Here is a 20,850-nt window from a genome sequence, read left to right on the forward strand (position 1 = left end):
CTATTTTATTCAATCACCAATAAATCTATAGATCGATTGCTTCGATAAAACCTTTCAGCGTATTGGCCGAACGTTTAAATAAATCTTGTTCGTGAGCGGACAAATTGAGTTCCATATATTGTTGCACACCGGTATTATTAACCAACGCCGGAATGCTTATGCAGACGTCGTTTATTCCGTATAGGTCGGTAATCAGTGTGGACACAGGCAGAATAGAATTTTCGTTTCGTACAATTGCGCGGGTAATTTTAACCAACGCCAACCCTATAGAATAATTTGTAGCCCCTTTTGCCTGAATAATTTGATAAGCAGCATTCTTCACTCTCTCAAATATTTCGGCCAGTTCAGCTCTCACATTCGTTTTGTGGGCATACACCGAACAATAATCTTCGATACCCACGCCGCCAATGGTTGCATTACTCCAAACAGGCAACTCGGTATCACCATGTTCCCCGATAATGTAAGCGTGAATATTACTGGCATCTACTTTGGAATATTCGCTGATCATATACTTCAACCGGGCGGTATCCAACACCGTTCCTGAACCAATAACCCGCTCCGAAGGAAACCCCGATAACTTAAGGGTCACATAAGTCAAAATGTCAACCGGATTAGTAACAACTAAAAGAATGGCATTGGTTGTATGTTTGGTGATTTCCGGTATTATATCTTTAAATATAGCCACATTAGCCTTCACCAAATCAGTTCTGCTTTGTCCCGGTTTTTGATTTGCGCCGGCGGTGATAACGACAATATCGGCATCCTTACAGCCTTCGAATCCGGCAGCGTAAATGTTTGTTGGATGTGCGAAACTTAATCCATGATTCAAATCCATACATTCACCCTTTACCAGCAATTCATTCTTGTCGATTAAAACAATTTCCCGCGCCAGGCCACTAAGCATCAACGAAAAAGCAAACGTGCTACCTACATTGCCCGCGCCTACAATTACAATCTTCGGTTTTAATGATTCCATAGGTAAAAAATTTGTCTTTAGTAAAAATAGAGGCTTTCCATAAACCAAATGTTTGAAATATAAAGTTCAAATTAAAGGCGTCCACAGTCATTAAAATCAAGGCGTCCACTTTTCGTAAATGACTGTTTTTATGACAAGCATAACGCAGAAGTTGACTTTATAAACAAACACGAAATAGCCATTTATAAAACAAACGCAAGGGGAAAAAGCTCAAATGCTTGATAAAAAAGGTTCAGATTCAAGGCTTGCCAAATCCCCAAAAGGTAAGTTTACTGATGTAAATGACCATTTTAAGAACAAGCGTAACGCGGAAGTTGAACTTTCCCTATCAAGCACTAATTAAAGGCTCTCCAAACCAAGTGTTTGAAATATAAAGTTCAAATTCAAGGCTTGCGAAGTCATAAAAATCAAGGAGTTTACTTTTCGTAAATGACTGTTTTTATGACAAGCGTAACGCAGAAGTTGACTTTATAAACAAACACTAATTAGAGGCTGTCTATAAACCAAGTATTTGAAATATAAAGCTCAAATTCAAGGCTTGCGATGTCATAAAAATCAAGGAGTTTACTTTTCGTAAATGACTGTTTTTATGACAAGCGTAACGCAGAAGTTGACTTTATAGACAAACACTCGCCAATAATGACTCCCGGAGTGAAAAATTATTTCCTTTCCACGCCGGTATTGTATTCACCCTTACAGGCAGCACGGTTACATTCAGCCCTATGATACAACGCTTTCTGAGCTTTGGGCACATTCGCATCGTTGCCATTCCAGATTTCAAGAGCCGGTTGTTGAAGGGCTCGTCCAAATGAAAAAGACAATTTCCATGGCATTTTGGATTTAAACCTGGCATTCATTGCATTTAAACGTGCTGATGCCAATTCGGCAGTTTGTCCACCCGACAAAAAGGTGATGCCCTGAACAGCAGCCGGAACAACACGCAAAAAGCATTTAACGGTTGCATCAGCAATCTCTTCATCTGACTCCTGTTTGGGACAGGCTAAGCCGGGAACAATCATGTTAGGCTTTAATATCATGCCTTCGAGCAACACCCCTTGCGTGTATAACTGGTCAAAAACCGTATGAAGCACTTCTTCAGTTACACTAAAGCATTTATCCATGGTATGTGCGCCATCCATAAGCACTTCGGGCTCCACAATTGGAACCAAACCTACTTCCTGACACAGTGCGGCATAACGCGCCAGAGATTGTGCATTTGCCTCAATATTGGCCCGGCTGGGGATGCCGTTACCTATTGTTATCACGGCTCTCCATTTGGCAAATCGGGCACCCATTTGATAATATTCAGCCAAACGGTTGCGTAACCCGTCCAACCCTTCGGTTAATTTCTCGCCCTGATGTGCAGCCATCTCTTTTGCCCCCAGGTCAACTTTAATGCCCGGTATGATGCCGGCATCAACGAGAACTTTAACCATAGGGATGCCGCCTTTGGTTTTTTGACGGATGGTTTCATCAAAAAGGATTGCGCCACTAATAAACTCACCCAGTCCGGGTGTGGAAACAAGCATTTCACGGTAAGCACGTCTTTTGTCCTCTGTTTCCGGAATTTGTAGTTTCGCAAAACGTTTGTTGCAGGTTGGTAAGCTTTCATCCATTGCCAGTATACCTTTGTTGTCGGCAACCAGCATCTTTGCTGTTTTTTTTAGTTCTTGTGTTTTCATCTCTTTATAATTATTAATTATGTTATAAACATTCGATGAAACTCATCTGGAGTATTCGTTAGGTACGCTCAACTTTAGTCCTCTCAGTGTTGTGTCAGCAAGAAAACGTCATTTTTTTCGTTACTCTCACTTTCAAAATGGTCATTTACTCCAGTAATCTCACATTTTAAAACTTCGAAAGTCGATATTTTGAACCCTTTGGTTCAAACACCTGACTTTAGGGGCTAGCATTAATTAAAAAATAGTCTCAAGGCTCGTTTCGTAATTGGTTCGGCGGTATGCCAATTGAAGAATCAGTCTGAAAAATTCGTGAAAGGCGAGGAAGATGGATTTATTTTTTTGTAAATAAAGCATCAAAGTCGGAATCGCTCAACTCCTGCGACTGCTCAATATCAGCTTTCAATAGACTTGTCGGATCAATCTGTTTTAAACGACTCTGTTCCGGGTATTTTTAACTGATACCCCACCATAGTAGTCGTATTGGTGAAACATCACATTTAAGAAATTGTTCGTTTTCAAAAATTCACCTGTAAACTTCATCTGCAATTTTCGCACCACAAATGACAACATGATTCAGCTTTAATCCGACGCGCAGGTTCGCGCTATTAAAAACAGAGATCGATTCACTAAAAAGCCATCTTTCATACAACAGTCTTTGCGCCGACTGTTATATAAAAACATCTCTATTTTGAAAAATAAAACCAAACGATTCACACCCCAGACATGACAAAATGAACATGGCCATTTCACGTCACACGACTCTTGTAATACAAAGCCCTCCCAATTTAACAATATCTATCTAACATAATCCAGCCCGAATAAACAGGTTATTAACGTGAGAATAAATCAGGACACAGAATTATCTTGTCCAGCGCCAATCTATAAACTAAACGTTTGAAGTATAAAATTAAATACAAGGCTTGTGAAGTCATAAAAATCGAGGCGTTTACTTTTCGTAAATAACTGTTTTGATGGTCATAACAAAGTCGTTACTATATATACAAACACGATCTGACCATTTACATGCCTTTGTTATACTTGTTCGCCAGCTTTTATACCCGGTGGTTCTATCTCTTTAAATATGATTTCATCTGAATTGCTAAAAAACAGCATCACAAATGAGATTCATAACAGCAAAACATGTGATATTATTTTTCACTTTTAGAAATCCGCCACTAGCTCAAAAGTTGTAAATCCGGGCTAAAATAAAATAGTTGATTCCATAGAATGTATTCCCGACAAATTTTAAAGAAGAATTAGCATCAGCCACATTCCGAAATCTTAAAAAAAGACTCCTAAAACTTTTAAACGTGTAAAACCCGCATATCGAGAGCCTGCTTTTTGCATAGTTTTGCCTAACGAAAAATTAATATTTCATTTAACGACGAACATTAAACAACAAAAAATTATGAGTATGAAAACGTTAAAACTATTTTCAATCTTGGTTATTGCCCTTGGGATGATGTCTTGTAGTAAAGACGACGATGATGACAATAGTGTTACGGTTGAGGAACTTCAAGGGCTCAATTATTATCCTGATTCTGAAGAAGAAAGATTGATAACTTTTGAGTGGGATACATATGATTTGGCCAATGATTATTACTTTTATATAAATGGTGAAAAGAGCCTAAATACTGCCAAGATTACCGAAACAAAAACATATGCATATTTTTACGATATCGATGAAGAATATGACAATTTTACAACAATAGAATATGGCGATGTTCTAACCATTGAGGCTTATAACGGTACTACTTTAGTAGCTACTGCTGAAATTACGTATGGTGTGGATGCTGATGAAGATCAAAATGATGATGAAGATCAAAATGATGATGTCGAGGTTGGTGAAATTACAGGCATACAAGTTATGTATATGAATTATTCATATACTTTATTATGGAGTGCTTATAGTGACGCTATAGAATACTATGTTTATTTAAACGGCACAAAAATATCTGATATTCCTTACTCCGGAACTCAGGCTAATCTGAATGAGTTATCAGCAGGTGATGTTATCGAAATTAAAGCTTATTCCGATTTTGATGAGGAAGAGTTAATAGCTACAGGTTCTTATACCTACAGCGAAGATTAATAATAAATGAGGCAATGACGTAAAAAAGCCAGGCAACAAAGGCCTGCTTTTTACATCAGGTCCATTACAATCAGTGGTACTGAAGGAGATAACACTGATGCATATTTTAATGATACTTTTACTGTTTTGTATTAATTTATAAGGGCAGTATTGTATTAAGATAGTCCATAAACAGCGGCGAAATATTAAAATTTCGCCGCTGTTGCTATTTATTAGATTGTAAAATTGTCAAGTTAGTCGTTTGCCTATTTTCTGATCTTGAATATTTCGTATTCTATTTTTTCCGCTTGTAATGAGGCTCTTTTATTTGCAACCGGTATTTAGGGCGTATTTAGGTGTTAATACAATTAAATTATGTCACCAAACTTATAAACAAATCATCTCAATAACAAATTATATATTGTCGCAGAAAAAAAACGATTTAGCCCAAAACGTCACTTAATGCTTGTCCGAAAATTGAGACGTTAGTTACATAAATAACATACCGTTGCAAATCGCATACGGAGCCATAATACAAAAAGCGACCATTATCGCGAGGACGTCCTGATCGCTCCAAACCATTACCAGCCATACGTCATCTTTATAATTTCTTTATACTCCGGGAGGTTCTTTTTACATTCTCTTTATTGATTCTACCCTTACTTTGTCAACGTAAAAATCAGGCGCAAACAATTTCCCTTTATTCTTTACAACCACATATAAACAAGCCACAAACACATCCCCAAAGAAGTAAAGACACAATAAAAACAAAGGGCCATAGAACGATAATAAACAGTTGATAAAAAACATGAGTGGATTGATCGATTTCAGATTTATTCTGAATGTGTTAAGCAGAATTCTATTTATTCTTACGGGCGCAATGATTATGAGCGCCGGGGTGGCTGTTATCTATTCAGAGTCGTTAATGCCTTTTATAGTCAGCGTTGCAATACTGTTGCTGCTAAGCATTCCGTTATTTTATAGTACACGCCGGTCAATCAACCACGAAGATCTGCATCAACGGGAAGCCTATCTCACCGTCACACTGTCGTGGCTGGTCATAGGGCTGGCAGGCGCCTTACCCTTTATTCTTTCAGGCGCAATTCCATCTTTTACAGATGCGCTGTTTGAATCGGTGTCGGGATTTACCACCACAGGCTCCTCCATTCTAACCGACATCGAAGCCCTGCCAAAATCCATTCTTTTCTGGCGCAGCACGACCCACTGGATAGGCGGTATTGGCATTATTGTACTGGTCATAATCATTATGCCCTCGCTTAAAATAAGTGGCTATCATCTTTTCACCATGGAATCGTCGCTGCAGGAAAAAATGAGAGCCCGCATCAAAAGCGTAGGACGACGTTTATTCATCGTTTACATTTCGCTAACGGTGGCCGAAATCATTTTTTTACGGCTGGGGCAGATGAATTTATTTGAGAGCGTCTGTCACGCTTTCGGAACTGTGGCAACAGGAGGCTTCTCACCCAAAAACACCAGCATTTCCGATTACAGTCCGTATATACAATACGTCATCATGCTCTTCATGGTATTGGCCGGCACCAACTTTGCCGTTCTCTATTATCTATTTGTGGGCAACTTTCGCAAAATAAAAGAGAACGAAGAAATTGTATTTTATCTGCTGGTTATCGTTACTATTGGAACGCTCGTAAGCAGTATTCTCTTCTTCTCCATGCATCTGCCCATGGAAAAAGCCTTCCGGGATGGATTTTTCCAGGTTATTTCAATCATCACGTGTACAGGTTTTGCCTCTGCTGATTATATGCAATGGCCGCAATATGCCTGGTTCATCATTTTCATTGCCATGTTTATAGGCGGTAGCACCGGATCAACGGCCGGTGGCATTAAAATTGTCAGGCACGTGGTATTGTTTCGAAATGTATCACGCTCCTTCCATCAAATGATATGGCCCAACGCCGTTATTCCGGTAAAACTGAATAAATCGACTATTAACAACACGACCAATAATACCATCATGAGTTATATCATCGCCTATCTGATGGTGTTTGGTGCGGGCAGTTTACTGTTGCTGCTTCTGGGGGTGCGCCCCGAAGAAGCCGTCAGCTCTGTTGCCACCTGCATGGCAGGCATCGGACCGGGACTGGGCAGGGTGGGGCCAGTGGGTAACTTCGCACACCTTCCTGATATCGTAAAAATGATACTTGCCTTTTTAATGATAGTAGGGCGTTTGGAGATATTTACAGTATTGGTCATATTTACACGAAATTTCTGGCGAAACTAAGCATTCACAAAAAGCTAAATGTACAATCCTTTTAACATCCTGCAACCAAAGGCTCATCCTGTCAAAGCAGCTATTATACAATACCTCATCTCCGTGTTGTCAATCGGCATAACCATATTGCTGTGCATCCCCCTGGCAAAAACAGAAAGCTATCACCTGGTATCGTTCATTCTCCTGATTGTGGTTTCATTTTTGGCCACTTTTTTAGGCACAGGACCGGTTCTAATAGCCTCCACCGTGAGTGCTATGGCCTGGAATTTCTTTTTCATTTCGCCTCATGGCACCTTTCACATCGAGAGAACCGACGACCTGCTGATTTTTGGTCTGTTTTTCATCATTGCCATTATCAATGGGGTACTGACCACACGTGTACGACATCAGGAACGACTAGTGCGCGAACGCGAAAACCGCACCAACACATTACTTCAACTCACCAGACGCCTTTCTCAAGCACGAAACCTTGAAGGAATCATAAACATTGGCGTTAAAGAAATCAAAAACCAATTCGGCGGAAATGTAATCTTTTTGCTGCGCGATGAAAGTGGCAATCTGACCACGCCTTCCAACTACAATTTCAACCTGGCCGAATACGCCCCCATCGCACAATGGTCATTAAGCCACATGAAAAAAAGTGGCTGCGGCACTTCTATCTACCACGACTGCCCCTACACCTTTTGTCCGTTATCCGGAACCAAACATAATCCCGGTGTTTTGGTAATCATCAACCCCATTACTTTATCCGCCGACCAGTATCTGCTTTGGGATGCTTTTCTATCTCAGATATCAACTGCTCTGGAACGTGAATTTTTAGGTGAGCTGGCCCAGCGTGCGCGTTTTTTCCACGAATCTGACCGGCTTTACAAAACCCTGTTCAACTCTATCAGTCATGAATTCCGCATTCCGGTAGCTACTATTATGGGCGCCTCCGACACTCTTCTTAACGATCCTCATCCCGAAACCATACAAACGGAACTCCATAGCGAAATTTTCAAAGCATCGGTACGTCTCAACCGACTGGTGGAAAACCTGCTTAATATGTCGCGACTCGAAAGCGGATTCATAGCGGTGCGCCCCGACTGGCACGACATTAATGACCTCATCAATAAAGTAACCGACGATCTGGAAAATGAATTAATTCATTTTAAAGTACAACTGACCATACAAGACGATATGCCATTAGTAAAAATAGACTATGGACTAATGGAGCAGGTATTTTACAATCTGATTATCAATGCCACGCAACACACGCCGGTCGGTAACGCCATAAAAATTAATATTGAACATCACAACGACGTACTTGAAATTAGTATTGCCGATGAAGGAATGGGCTTTCCTGAGAAAGACCTGCCAAACGTATTTAGTAAATTCTACAAATTAAAAGGAAGCAAATCCAAAGGCCTGGGACTGGGCCTTTCTATTGTTAAAGGATTTGTGGATGCACACAACGGAACCATCGAAGTAAAAAATAACACCGGTAAGGGCGTTACCTTTACCCTAAAAATACCGTCGCCTCACCCCGACATTACACATCTTCAAACAGATAAAATATGAACGAGCCGCATACCATCCTGATTATTGATGATGAACTACAAATTCGCCGGTTACTCGAAATAACTCTATCATCAAACGGATATAAAATATTGCATGCCACAACAGGTAAGGAAGGCCTGGTAGCCGCAGCAACAGGGCATCCTTCGCTCATCGTTCTCGACCTGGGGTTGCCGGATATCGACGGTCAGGCGGTACTGACAGACTTGCGAAAATGGTTTTCGAAGCCCATTATTATATTGTCGGTACGCGATTCAGAAGAAGATATTATCAATGCGCTGGATAAAGGGGCCAACGACTATTTAACCAAGCCATTCAGAGGTGGTGAACTGATGGCCCGTATCAGAGCAGCTATCAGAGCAGGCGAACGCAAAGACGACGAACCGGTTGTCATCTTAAACCACCTAACAATAGATATGGTAAACCACACGGTGCGTAAAGACGATGAACTGGTCAAACTAACCTCCACCGAATATGAGTTGTTGTGTTTATTGGTACGCAATCGTGGGCGGGTGCTCACCCATCAATATATTCTCAAAGAGATATGGGGTTATGGATACCTTGAACAAACCCAATATCTAAGAGTTTATGTGGCCCAATTAAGAAAGAAAATTGAAGAGAACCCGGCCAAACCAAAACTACTCATAACCGAGTCGGGCATTGGCTATCGTTTGGGAGAATAATTGTCTATAAAGTCAACTTCTGCGTTACGCTTATCATAAAACAGTCATTTACGAAAAGTAAACGCCTTGATTTTTATGACTTCGCAAGCCTTGAATTTGAACTTTATATTTCAAACACTTAATTTATGGACAGACTCTAAGTAGTGCTTACCCGGAAACGCTTGCGTCAGATAAGAAAACTTCAGTGTTGAAGCTTACGCTGCTCGGAAAATGTGAGTTTACTGTTGTAAATGACCACTTTGAAAGCGAGTGTAGTGCTGTCGTCGGGATTTAATAGACGGGCTCTAAATTAAAATTGGGACAACAAATCAAGTCTGACAAAAAACAAAAATCAATAATAGCTAGTAAAAAAACAGAGTCGACGTTTTTATGACCACAATACCAACAGAATCATTATTCTTCACTTTTCATTTTCATCAAATGCTGAATCAGTTTACCGTCCAGACTGCTAATATGTTCGGTTATCCAGATATTAACAAAGTCTTTTAGCTCGCTCAGATCAACCATATCCATATTTGAGACGCCAATAATATCGGCAAGGAGATGCCGCAACCTTTCATGATCCAATTTATGTTCATCACTATATGGAAAATCGAATATTCGCATTAAATTTTCTTCACTCTGAAAATGAAAATCAAGAAACTTATACAACTCAACCATCAGATCCCGCCTTATTTCATGGTCAAGATCATGCGTATAAACATAATCGATTCTATTTAAAATATCCAGAAAAACTTCATGCTCACGATCAATCTCCGAACAACCAAAACTAGAAATTGCAATACTTTTAAGATTCACCTCCATCACCAATCAGCTCCACATTAGTATAAATAAAAATCTAAATATAGATAAAAGTTATTTAACAATTGTAACGCTAAATAACATTTTACATAACCAAATCCAGCACTCCGTTAAGAAAAGAAAAAACGCAATGTCAATTGCATCTAAAGTGCAATCTTTACAAAATGAAAAAGAGCACAGGTAGCATCGTGGCTAAGGACGGTAAAATTGAAAAACAAGAAAAAGCAGACAGACACCAGGCCCGTTTCAAAGCCATTGAATATTGTATATTTTTATCAGGATTATCGGTATTTGCACAATTATATCTGTTTCAACCCATTCTTCCGGAAATCACACAACATTTCAAAATCACCCCGGCAACAAGTAGTCTTTTAGTTTCGGCAAGCACCATTGGAATGGGTTTTGGTCTGTTTATCTTTGCCTTCAAAGCCGACTCCATGTCACGCAAAAGGCTCATGACCATCGCCCTGGTGTCCTCTTCTGTATTAACGCTATTATCGTCCTTTCTCAGCTCCTTTGTATGGCTTGTTGCCATCAATTTCACCAAAGGCGTATTACTCTCCGGCGTGTCAGCCGTGGCACTGGCCTATTTATCGGAAGAAGTCAGCACCGCCGTATTTGGCTTTGCCGTGAGCTTGTACCTTAGTGGTAATACATTTGGAGGAATGGCCGGACGAGTGGTTACCTCGCTGATATCAGGCTGGACCGGCTGGCGCATTGCGGTCGTATTTATAGGTGTAGCCAGTCTGGTTTTAGGATTAATCTTTTCCCGCCGTTTTCCGGAATCCCGATTTTTCAAATCCCAAAACAACAGCATAAAAGCACGTTTGCAACAAATGAAACATCTGTTAAAAGACACCTTTTTGCTTCGTTTATATTTTGTGGGTTTTATTCTGATGGGCAGTTTCGTAAGTGTCTACAACTATTTGGGATTTCGCCTGGAAGCCGCACCCTTCTCGTTACCTCATTATGTCACCGCATCCATCTTTTTAATGTACACCTTTGGTATTGTCGGCTCATTGCTTACAGGGTGGCTTTCGGACAAATATGTGCCACACAAAATAATTCAGGTCTTTTTATTGCTCATCATAGCCGGACTACTCATGATGATGTCTAAAAACATTTTCGTTTTGGTATTAGGTCTGGGGCTGTTTACGCTTAGCTTTTTTGGGGTTCATTCCATGGCAAGTCAAATGGTCTCAAAACGCGTGGATGAAGGCAAAAGCTCTGCCACTTCATTATACTGGTTGTTCTATTACATAGGCTCCAGCGTGATGGGGAGTTTTACCGGTATAATTATTCATCGGAACAGCTGGTATGCATTTGTAATCTGCTTAATGGCTTTGGTGTTACTTTCGCTACTGGTCATGACGCAGAGAGCACCAAAGGTTAGGAAAACATAAAGCAGACGCATTTCATTGAATTTATCTTCACTCTTCATTAGCAACTACCTGTTAACAGCTTCAACTGACAACTGTTAGAACAGCAGTCTTCAGTTTCAGTGCCCAAAGGCCTTATATAAAATGATGTCTTAATAAGACCAGCATGTTGCACTTTCATTGCAGTACATGCCCCAAAGTTTAGTAAGAGTCTGCCACTAAAGTCCAACTTCTGCAGTAAACGTACTCTCCCACAGGTTTCTTACGACAGCAAAATCACATCTTTCAACCTGCTCAAACCTTGAATTTGAAGGCGCGACTTTACTCACAAAACACAAATAGGACCTACAAGTATTAATTAACTTTTCGTTAACACCAATTAGTAGCCTAAGTCCACTAATTAAGTCTACTTTTGCCTCCCTAAAAAAGCAGATGATGCCATTGAAACAACCTTTAGGCTATATTTTAGGCAAGACCATGCGTGTTTATCGCAACAAGCTTACGGCAGAATTTAAAGAAAACAACGTCGACCTATGTCTGGGACAGTATATTATGCTGGCCCAAATATATTTGAATGAGTCGGTTTCGCAGCAAGAACTGGCCGATCACCTGCAAGCCGACAAATCAGCGGTGATGCGACAAATCAACACCCTGATAGAAAAAGACTACGTGAAACGCCGGGTTAACCAACAAGATAAACGCAAGAAGAATTTGATATTAACCCCGGGAGGTCATAAAATTTTCGCCTTCACCAAATCGCTGGCACTGGAAGTCTCGGAAGAACTATTGACAGGTACTAACAGCAACGAACAACACATTTTTGAACAGGTTATTCAACGGATTATAAAAAACGGCAGCTCAGAAGACGAAACTTTAAGATAAAACAATGATTAAGGTAAGATACAATATGAAGACAATTAACGCATACAAAATACTGGCAATGGCATTAATAATGGCCGTAACTGTTTCATGCTCCAATACGCAGCAAAAAAAACAAGATGCTCGCATGCCTCCCAAAACGTACAAAACCATAGAGCTGCAACCACAGTCAATCACACTGTACCGCGACTACCCAACAACTTTGCAGGGCCAGCAAACCGTCGATATACGGCCCAAAATTTCGGGTTACATCGACGAGATATTAGTGGATGAAGGAGCGCAGGTTCAAAAAGGGCAAATATTGTTTCGTCTCTTTGCTAAAGATATACAGGCCAGCTTACGGTCAGCCCAGGCGCAGGTTAAGGTCGCAGAAGCCGATGTCGCCGCTGCCAAAATCAATCTGGAGAAAACCAAACCATTGGTTGACAAAGACATCATCAGTCAGTTCGACCTGGCCACAGTAGAATCAATGGTACAAGCCAAAGAAGCACAATTGGCTCAGGCCAAAGCGATGCTGGCCAATGCCAGCGCAAATTTGCAGTACACCCAAATAACCAGTCCCACCAACGGCATCATCGGCAATTTCCCCTACCGCGAAGGAAGTCTGGTGAGTAGCAACAGCACAGCCCCACTCACCACTGTGTCAAACACCACCAATATGTACGCCTATTTTGCCATGAACGAAAAAGAGTTTCTCTCGCTGATTAAAAATCTGGAAGGCACCACCCTTCAAAAAAAATTGAGCACGTTGCCTGATGTATTGTTGGTATTGGCCGACAACTCCATCTATAACCTGTCGGGCAAAATTGAAACAGCCAGCGGACTGGTAGATGCACAAACCGGCGCCATCAATATCAGGGCTGCTTTTGCCAACCCGGCCGGACTGTTGCGCAGCGGAAGCAGTGGTTTGGTGCGTATCCCAAACCACATCGATTCCACCATCATCATTCCACAAAAAGCCACGTATGAGCTGCAGGGTAAACATTTTGTATACGTGGTTGGCGACGATAATAAAGTCAAACATACCAGTATTAACATTTTAGTTGGGAACCTAAAAGAGGCCTATGTGGTGACCGATGGTTTAAAGGCCGGCGACAAAATTGTGATTGAAGGCATTGCATCGTTAAAAAACGAAGAAGAAATAAACCCTGAAATCACAGAAACGCCAACATATTCAGACGATTTAACAACAGAAAACCGGTCCAACAACTAATTTATAAAAAACCGATGTTTAAAAAATTTATAGAGAGACCGGTATTGTCATCGGTCATATCCATTATCATTGTAATCCTTGGGTTGTTAGGTTTGTTTAATCTGCCCATCGAACAGTACCCCGACATAGCACCGCCAACCATCAGCGTTACAGCCAACTATACCGGTGCGGATGCCCAAACGGTTTTAAAAAGTGTTATCACACCCCTGGAAGAGCAAATTAACGGCGTGGAAGACATGACCTATATGTCGTCAACGGCCAGTAACGACGGTTCGGCCACTATACAGGTCTTCTTCCGGCAAGGTATTGATCCCGACATGGCCGCGGTGAATGTGCAAAACAGAGTCGCACGCGCCACCGGTCTGCTTCCCGAAGAGGTGATCCGATCGGGCGTGATAACTGCCAAGCGACAAAACAGTATGTTGATGGTTTTTTCGCTATACAGCAACAACGAAGATTTCGACGAGACTTTTCTGCAAAACTACAGCAAAATTAACCTGCTGCCACAAATTCAAAGAGTACGTGGCGTTGGCGAAGCAGTGGTTTTTGGGGCCAAAGACTATTCCATGCGTATCTGGCTGAAGCCCGACGTAATGGCCGCTTACCAATTAATACCGGCGGATATTATTGCCGTATTAAACGAACAAAACCTTGAAGCAGCTCCGGGCCGACTGGGCCAGCAAAACAAACAATCGTTTGAGTATGTTCTTAAATACACCGGAAAATTATCGCGTCCCGAACAATTCGAAGATATTGTCATAAAGGCCGATCAGACAGGTAACATACTACGGCTGAAAGACGTGGCCCGGGTTGAGTTGGGATCGTTAAATTATTCCACCTCAACGTTGGCCATGAATAAACCCGGCATTACCATGGCCATTTTTCAGTCGCCCGGATCAAATGCCCGTGAAGTAATTGTCGACGCTCAAAAGGTTCTTGACGATGTGTCACAAAACTTTCCGGAAGGGATAAAATATACCATTCTGGTCAACTCCAAGGATTTTCTCGACAGCTCCATCAGCAGAGTACTGGAAACCCTGCTGGAAGCTTTTCTACTGGTATTTATTGTGGTCTTTGTCTTTCTGCAAAATTTCAGAGCCACACTCATACCAGCCATTGCAGTTCCCGTGGCCATCATCGGCACCTTCTTCTTCCTGAATCTGTTTGGCTTCACCATTAACCTGCTGACATTATTTGCGTTGGTACTGGCGATAGGTATAGTGGTTGATGACGCCATAGTGGTCGTTGAAGCCGTCCATGCCAAACTCGACCAGGGCGCCAAAAATGGAATGGAAGCAGCCATTTCGGCCATGAACGAAATTTCGGGCGCCATCATCTCCATAACGCTGGTAATGGCTGCCGTATTTATACCAGTCACATTTATCACCGGCACCACGGGCGTTTTTTACAAGCAATTTGGTATCACACTGGCAGTGGCCATCGTTCTTTCGGCCGTCAATGCACTGACGCTGAGTCCTGCCCTGTGTGCTATATTTCTGAAACCGCACAGCAACAACCCTTCAGAACAAAAAGGATTTCTGAAACGCTTCTATTCCGCATTCAATACGTCCTTCGAATACATGACGGTACGTTATAAAAAAACCACCAACTTTGTGATTGCACGTAAATGGCTGGCCATTGCTACAATATTGGTATTCTCCGGCGGATTATATTTCTTAATGAGAACCACCCCCACCGGATTTGTACCCGCCGAAGACCGTGGTTTTATGATGATTGACATCAGCATGCCGCCGGCCACCGCATTGGAACTCACAAAAGAAGTAACACTGGCCGTTGATCAGTTGGTGAGCTCTACGCCCGAAATTGAGAGTCGATCGATGATCGTTGGCCGATCAATAATCAGTGGGCAGGGCAGTTCATACGGCATGTTATTTTGTAATCTGACGCCGCTGGAAGAACGAAAAGGAAAAGGACAGGACATCAACAGCATTATAGGAAAACTTTATGCTGCCACGGCAAAAATTAAAGATGCCCGTATCATCATTTTCACACCTCCCATGGTTCCCGGTTTCAGCATCTCCGGAGGCGTTGAACTTAAGCTGGAAGATAAAACCGGCGGCGACATCAAAAACTTTGAACAGGTCGCCGAACAATTTTTGGGCGCCCTGAATCAGCGTCCTGAAATTCAATATGCCTTCACCTCGTTCAACACCCATTTTCCACAATATCAGATTGATGTAAATGTGGCCCGGGCCCGACAGTCGGGAATACTGATCAGCTCGGTGTTAAATGCTTTGCAAGGTTACATTGGAGGCGTATATGCGTCCGATTTTAACCGCTTTGGGAAACAATACCGTATTATGGTACAGTCGGAACCCGGTTCACGAGGCAACCCCGAAGACCTCAACAACCTGTTTGTGCGAACCGGCAACGGAGAGATGGCTCCCATCACGGAATTCATCACCCTGACACGCGTGTATGGCCCTGAGAACATTGACCGGTTTAATATGTACACCTCAATTGCGGCAAATATTGCACCTAATTTTGGCTACACATCGGGGGATGCCATTGAAGTCATTCGTGAGGTCGCCGAACAAACACTACCTCCGGGCTATGGCTACGAATTTTCAGGCTTGACGCGCGAAGAAATCGCCTCCGGAAACCAATCGATCCTGATCTTTATTCTGAGTATTATCTTTGTCTATTTCCTTCTGGCAGCTCAATACGAAAGTTTTATACTGCCACTCTCAATATTATTATCGCTACCGATAGGTATAGCAGGATCGTTTCTTTTTGCGCGAATAATGGGCGTTGAGAATAACATTTACCTGCAAATATCGCTGATTATGCTCATCGGGTTACTGGCCAAAAATGCCATTCTGATTGTTGAATTTGCTGTGCAACGACGACAAAAAGGAATGAGCATCATTCAATCGGCCATTGAAGGCGCCACCGCGCGTTTACGTCCCATCCTGATGACCTCTTTTGCATTTATATTCGGACTACTGCCGCTGATCATTGGCGGAGGTGCCGGCGCAAATGCCAATCGCTCCATTGGCGTAGGTGCCATTGGCGGTATGATTGTCGGAACGCTGATAGGAATTATGGTCATTCCTTCAATGTATGTGATATTCCAAACGCTACAGGAAAAGATCAGGAAACCGGTAACAGAAGCCCCGACAATGCACAATGAAGCAGAGTAACCTACTGAAAAATTTAAAAATTATGAGTCGCATTTCAATAAACCATCTATTTCTGCTTATAACTGTAACAGGCGTATTGGGGGCGTGTAACACCCCTAAACACTTTTTACAGGATTCGATAGACACCCATCAGCTTTACGGAATAAAAGACACCGACAGTACCAACCTGGCAGAATTGTCGTGGCAGGAACTTTTTACCGACGATTTGCTTAAACAATACATTGCCGAGGGACTGCAAAACAATCCTGACCAGCAAATCGCCCTTGAACGGGTTAAAGAAGCCGAAGCCTATTTCAAACAAAGCAGGGCGACACTCTTGCCCGGAATTGATGCCGCAGCCAGAGGCAATTACACCCGTAATTCTGAGATTCTATTTCCCAATGGACCGCGCGAAACCGGGACTTACCAGTTAGGTTTGGAAGCTGGCTGGGAGCTCGACATCTGGGGCAAATTAAGGAGTGCCAAACGGGCCGCTTATGCCAATCTGCTGGCCACCGAGGCCGGACAAAAAGCGGTAGAAACCCGGCTGATTGCCAATATCGCAACGGTCTATTACAACCTCTCAGCGCTGGATGCAAAACTGGTCATCACGCAACAAACGGTGCAAAACGATAAAAATTTGGTGGAGACCATTAAAGTGTTAAAAGAAAGTGGTCGGGTCACAGGAGCTGCCATCGTGCAGAGCGAGGCGGTGCGTTATGCGGCTGAAGTAACCCTCCCCGATCTGGAACAACAAATCAGGGAGGTACAAAATGCACTGTGTCTGCTGTTGGGACGCACACCCGAAACCATCCCCCGTCATTCACTATCTGCCCCCATTGATGCCTCACTGTTGACGACCGGCGTTCCGGCACAACTGCTCGACAACCGGCCCGACGTGATGCAGGCCAAATACGATGTGATGAGCGCCTTTGAAATGACCTCCAGCGCCAGGGCTTATTTTTACCCGGCCCTGACACTCACGGCCTCAACAGGTTTTGCTTCCGACGACCTGAATAATTTACTGGATCCGGCAGCCTTTGCAGCAAATATCATTGGAGGCCTCTCCGCCCCTATTTTTAACAAAAGAGGCAATATAACCCGTTTGAAAGTAGCCAAAGCCAAACAGCAGGAAGCATTACTGAACCTCCGGTACCTGTTGCTCAATGCCGGACAGGAAGTGAACAATGCCCTGGGGATGTACCAAACGGCCACCCGAAAAATTGACCTAAGGCAGCAACAAATCGACGCCCTGCGAAAATCGGTGGATTATACCCGCGAGCTTTTAAATTACGGGTCGGCTTCGTACATTGAGGTGTTAAACGCGCAGCAAAGTCTTTTGGACGCGCAGATAAATGTGGTAAACGACCATCTACAACAACTCAATGCCATTGTTTCGCTCTATCGCTCCCTCGGTGGCGGATGGAAATAATCAAAATCTGATAAAAAACATCGTTCCAAACGGACAACACACCAATGAAACGTCATTGTTTCTTCGGATCAGAAATTACGCTGCGAAACCAAACAGTGTAAAGCAATCCAAATAACATAAGCCCGATGAGAATACTTTCTCACCGGGCTTCATAATATAATCTGTCAGCAACGGACTAAAACAGCCCACTGCAAGCAAAAACACTAATTCAGTAATTGATTCAACACCTTCAACATTTCGTCAAATTCCTCGCGGCTAAAACCCACTGAAGCGTATACCACTTTTCCATCGCCATCAACAATGTAATTACGTGGTATGTAGTTAAGCGCAAATTTATTATAAATGCTTTTATCCGCATCGGGATACATTTCAAAGCCAAGTGCATTGGCCGCTTTAAACTTAAGCACCTCATCGGCTGAATGACCACGCCCAAAAGACAAAAGACGAAAGTCAGTGCGGTCTTTATATTTCGCCCACACTTCATTTTGCAGCAAAGGCATTTCCTGCTTACAAGGGCCGCACCACGTGGCAAAAAAATTAATCAACACAACTTTCCCTTTATAATCAGAAATAGATTGGGACGTTCCTTCAGTACCGGAGATCTCAAAATCAGGCACCATCTGGCCCTTCAACACAACATCATCGTTCTGGCCCATCAATGACCCCGATAAAAGACCTAAAAACAAAACAACAAAAAAATATCTAATCATAGCGCATCGAATAATTGGTGTTCAAATAAAACATAAATCCAAGTCAACTCCAAAAAGTCAGCTTATTAAAATAACAATTCCAAAGACACTGAATACGAATAACCGCATCTCAAACCAAAGCCTGGTCATAAACCATGTGTTTGAAATATTAAAATCAAAACGTTTACGTTTCGTAAATGACTGTTTTTATGGCAAAAAAATAAAGTCGCTGGACTTTATAGATAAACACGAATTAACCGACTTTTCGAAGTGTGTCCAAAGTTAAAACACCCTTCACCAATTCCCCGCAGAAGAAAACAGTGCTGCCAAACAGTAAAAAAGAGATATTATTGCAGGCCAACAATTTAAACATTTCAGACCATTGAATTAAACAGACAAAAGGTGCTACAAACACAATTTTTCCATAACTTAGTCATCCTTCGACGTTGATAGTGAGTGAATCGGGAACATGGTGTTTTCTTGCTGACACAACAGACAAACGAAGACGATTTAAAAACCGAGTAACAAGACCGTAAGTAACCATGATTTCTATTTGTATTCCAGTTTATAACTATATCATCGTTGATCTTATAAAAAAACTCTCTTCTTTATCAGAAAAGGCCAATGTTCCTTGCGAAATCATTCTGATTGACGACTGTTCAGAAAATAGTTATAAAACCATAAATGAAAGTGTTAGCGCAAAAACGACCTATATCAGACTGGGAAAAAACATCGGAAGGGCAGCCATCAGAAATCAGTTCCTAAAATATGCCAGATATGACCATCTTCTGTTTCTGGATTGTGACGTCGTTATTACTTCTGATGATTTTTTGGATAAATATATTGATGCTTTGAAACAACACCCCAATCAATTGATTTGCGGTGGCCGCGAATACCCGGTGTTACCGCCACCTAAACATCAGATTCTGAGATGGCAATACGGCATTCATAAAGAAAGTAAGACTTACGTCGAACGACAGAAAAATCCTTATCGATCATTCATGACCAATAACTTCGTCATTCATAAAAAAATATTAGAGACAACACCTTTCGATGAAAGGCTTAAGGGATATGGCCATGAAGACACGTTATTCGGTTTTGAATTAAAAAAACGAGGCATCGGCATCATCCACATTGACAACCCGGTGGTTAATGGAGATCTGGAGAATAACGATAAATATATTTCTCAAACGGAAAATGCGATACTTAATCTGACCCACATACTTAAAATGGTTAATTATGACAAAAGCCTCATTGAGGACATTACGCTACTGAGGGTTTATTACAAATTATACAACATCCGGAATTTGATTAAAGCTCTGTTTATCCTGACGAAACCCATTATAAAATACACGTTGCTCAATGGCTATGTAAATCTGTATCTCTTTGATTTTTACAAACTGGGAACCCTCACCACATACATGAAACAAGCTAAAACAATTGCTTCACACACATAAGCTTAATTAATTTTGACGAGTTCCATTTGGCAATACGCCCCACTATTTAGTGCCTGTCCATAAACTACGACTTTGGACAACCGTTGAACATTACTGAGGACAACCGTTGGACATTACTGAGGACAACCATTGGACATTACTGAGGACAACCGTTGGACATTACTGAGGACAACCGTTGGACATTACTGAGGACAACCATTGGACATTACTGATGACAACCATTGGACATTACCTGACGACTGTTCATAAACTTTAAATATTTGAACTATAAAGTTCAGATTCAAGGCTTTCGAAGTCATAAAAATCAAGAAGTTTACCTTTAGTAAATAACTGTTTACAGGACAAGCATCATGCAAAAATTGAGCTTTTCCAGCAAAAGAAACGACATTACAACCCGGAAGCCAACTATTTTTAAAGTATATTTGTTGTCATAATTAATAACTAAACATCAAACAGATTGGTATTTAAAGGCAAACATATAAGTGAATTTCTGATTCTGTTTGCAGGGTTAATTATATTGACTCATGCCGTTATTCCGCACCACCATCATTTTTGTATAGAAGCACATCCGGGATCCCCGGCATGCCCAAATCCCCATACAGACAAGCACAACGAAAATCAGAATACGCACTGTCAT

Annotated in this window: 15 protein-coding genes; 10 read left to right on the top strand and 5 right to left on the bottom strand. The window is 41.8% G+C overall.

The window, feature by feature from the left end; genetic code table 11:
• Nucleotides 1–25: 25 nt before the first annotated feature.
• Nucleotides 26–976 (bottom strand): L-lactate dehydrogenase, encoded by a 951-nt coding sequence (locus tag ACT3CD_RS10700; RefSeq protein ID WP_444645576.1) that lies wholly within the window; start codon nucleotides 974–976, stop codon nucleotides 26–28.
• A 659-nt stretch (nucleotides 977–1,635) separates the two neighbouring features.
• The gene (locus ACT3CD_RS10705; RefSeq protein ID WP_444645578.1) at nucleotides 1,636–2,658 is read right to left on the bottom strand and encodes a class I fructose-bisphosphate aldolase; all 1,023 of its coding nucleotides are present in this window, start codon (nucleotides 2,656–2,658) and stop codon (nucleotides 1,636–1,638) included.
• Between the two features lie 1,459 nt (nucleotides 2,659–4,117).
• On the opposite strand from ACT3CD_RS10705, the gene ACT3CD_RS10710 reads away from it, so the two are divergent.
• Entirely contained in the window at nucleotides 4,118–4,750 is a 633-nt protein-coding gene (locus ACT3CD_RS10710) for a hypothetical protein (RefSeq protein ID WP_444645580.1), read from the top strand.
• Between the two features lie 421 nt (nucleotides 4,751–5,171).
• Here the strand turns inward: ACT3CD_RS10710 and ACT3CD_RS10715 are convergent, their stop codons facing one another.
• The gene (locus tag ACT3CD_RS10715) at nucleotides 5,172–5,321 is read right to left on the bottom strand and encodes a hypothetical protein (protein WP_444645582.1); all 150 of its coding nucleotides are present in this window, start codon (nucleotides 5,319–5,321) and stop codon (nucleotides 5,172–5,174) included.
• Between the two features lie 216 nt (nucleotides 5,322–5,537).
• Here ACT3CD_RS10715 and ACT3CD_RS10720 point away from each other — a divergent pair, with 216 nt between their 5' ends.
• From ACT3CD_RS10720 to ACT3CD_RS10730, 3 genes are read left to right on the top strand one after another with little or no spacing between them, the layout of a single operon-like run.
• Nucleotides 5,538–6,989 (top strand): TrkH family potassium uptake protein, encoded by a 1,452-nt coding sequence (locus tag ACT3CD_RS10720; protein ID WP_444645584.1) that lies wholly within the window; start codon nucleotides 5,538–5,540, stop codon nucleotides 6,987–6,989.
• 18 nt (nucleotides 6,990–7,007) lie between these two features.
• Nucleotides 7,008–8,540: an ATP-binding protein gene (locus ACT3CD_RS10725; protein WP_444645586.1), complete on the top strand. Its 1,533-nt coding sequence runs from the start codon at nucleotides 7,008–7,010 to the stop codon at nucleotides 8,538–8,540.
• A complete protein-coding gene (locus ACT3CD_RS10730; RefSeq protein WP_444645587.1) occupies nucleotides 8,537–9,220 on the top strand; it encodes a response regulator in 684 nt (227 codons plus the stop codon). The genes ACT3CD_RS10725 and ACT3CD_RS10730 overlap by 4 nt, the downstream gene beginning before the upstream one ends.
• Before the next feature lie 393 nt (nucleotides 9,221–9,613).
• On the opposite strand, the gene ACT3CD_RS10735 is transcribed toward ACT3CD_RS10730, so the two are convergent.
• Entirely contained in the window at nucleotides 9,614–10,024 is a 411-nt protein-coding gene (locus ACT3CD_RS10735) for a bacteriohemerythrin (RefSeq protein WP_444645589.1), read from the bottom strand.
• A 161-nt stretch (nucleotides 10,025–10,185) separates the two neighbouring features.
• Here ACT3CD_RS10735 and ACT3CD_RS10740 point away from each other — a divergent pair, with 161 nt between their 5' ends.
• The 5 genes from ACT3CD_RS10740 (at nucleotide 10,186) to ACT3CD_RS10760 (ending at nucleotide 18,067) form a co-directional block, all read left to right on the top strand.
• Complete coding sequence (locus ACT3CD_RS10740) at nucleotides 10,186–11,424, top strand: MFS transporter (RefSeq protein WP_444645590.1); 1,239 nt, start codon at nucleotides 10,186–10,188, stop codon at nucleotides 11,422–11,424.
• Nucleotides 11,425–11,835: 411 nt separating this feature from the next.
• Nucleotides 11,836–12,282: a MarR family winged helix-turn-helix transcriptional regulator gene (locus ACT3CD_RS10745; protein WP_444645592.1), complete on the top strand. Its 447-nt coding sequence runs from the start codon at nucleotides 11,836–11,838 to the stop codon at nucleotides 12,280–12,282.
• A gap of 25 nt (nucleotides 12,283–12,307) precedes the next feature.
• Complete coding sequence (locus ACT3CD_RS10750; RefSeq protein WP_444645594.1) at nucleotides 12,308–13,492, top strand: efflux RND transporter periplasmic adaptor subunit; 1,185 nt, start codon at nucleotides 12,308–12,310, stop codon at nucleotides 13,490–13,492.
• Between the two features lie 14 nt (nucleotides 13,493–13,506).
• Nucleotides 13,507–16,656, top strand: coding sequence for an efflux RND transporter permease subunit (locus ACT3CD_RS10755; RefSeq protein WP_444645596.1), 3,150 nt, complete (start codon nucleotides 13,507–13,509; stop codon nucleotides 16,654–16,656).
• Between the two features lie 22 nt (nucleotides 16,657–16,678).
• A complete protein-coding gene (locus ACT3CD_RS10760; protein WP_444645598.1) occupies nucleotides 16,679–18,067 on the top strand; it encodes a TolC family protein in 1,389 nt (462 codons plus the stop codon).
• Between the two features lie 203 nt (nucleotides 18,068–18,270).
• Here ACT3CD_RS10760 and ACT3CD_RS10765 read toward each other — a convergent pair whose 3' ends face one another.
• Nucleotides 18,271–18,777: a TlpA family protein disulfide reductase gene (locus ACT3CD_RS10765; RefSeq protein ID WP_444645600.1), complete on the bottom strand. Its 507-nt coding sequence runs from the start codon at nucleotides 18,775–18,777 to the stop codon at nucleotides 18,271–18,273.
• A gap of 521 nt (nucleotides 18,778–19,298) precedes the next feature.
• Here ACT3CD_RS10765 and ACT3CD_RS10770 point away from each other — a divergent pair.
• Nucleotides 19,299–20,213 carry a glycosyltransferase family 2 protein gene (locus tag ACT3CD_RS10770; RefSeq protein ID WP_444645602.1) on the top strand — a complete coding sequence of 305 codons (915 nt, stop codon included), beginning with the start codon at nucleotides 19,299–19,301 and terminating at the stop codon, nucleotides 20,211–20,213.
• Nucleotides 20,214–20,850: the final 637 nt, after the last annotated feature.

It is taken from the genome of Geofilum sp. OHC36d9, assembly GCF_052400685.1.
Classification (GTDB): domain Bacteria; phylum Bacteroidota; class Bacteroidia; order Bacteroidales; family Marinilabiliaceae; genus CAZHHH01.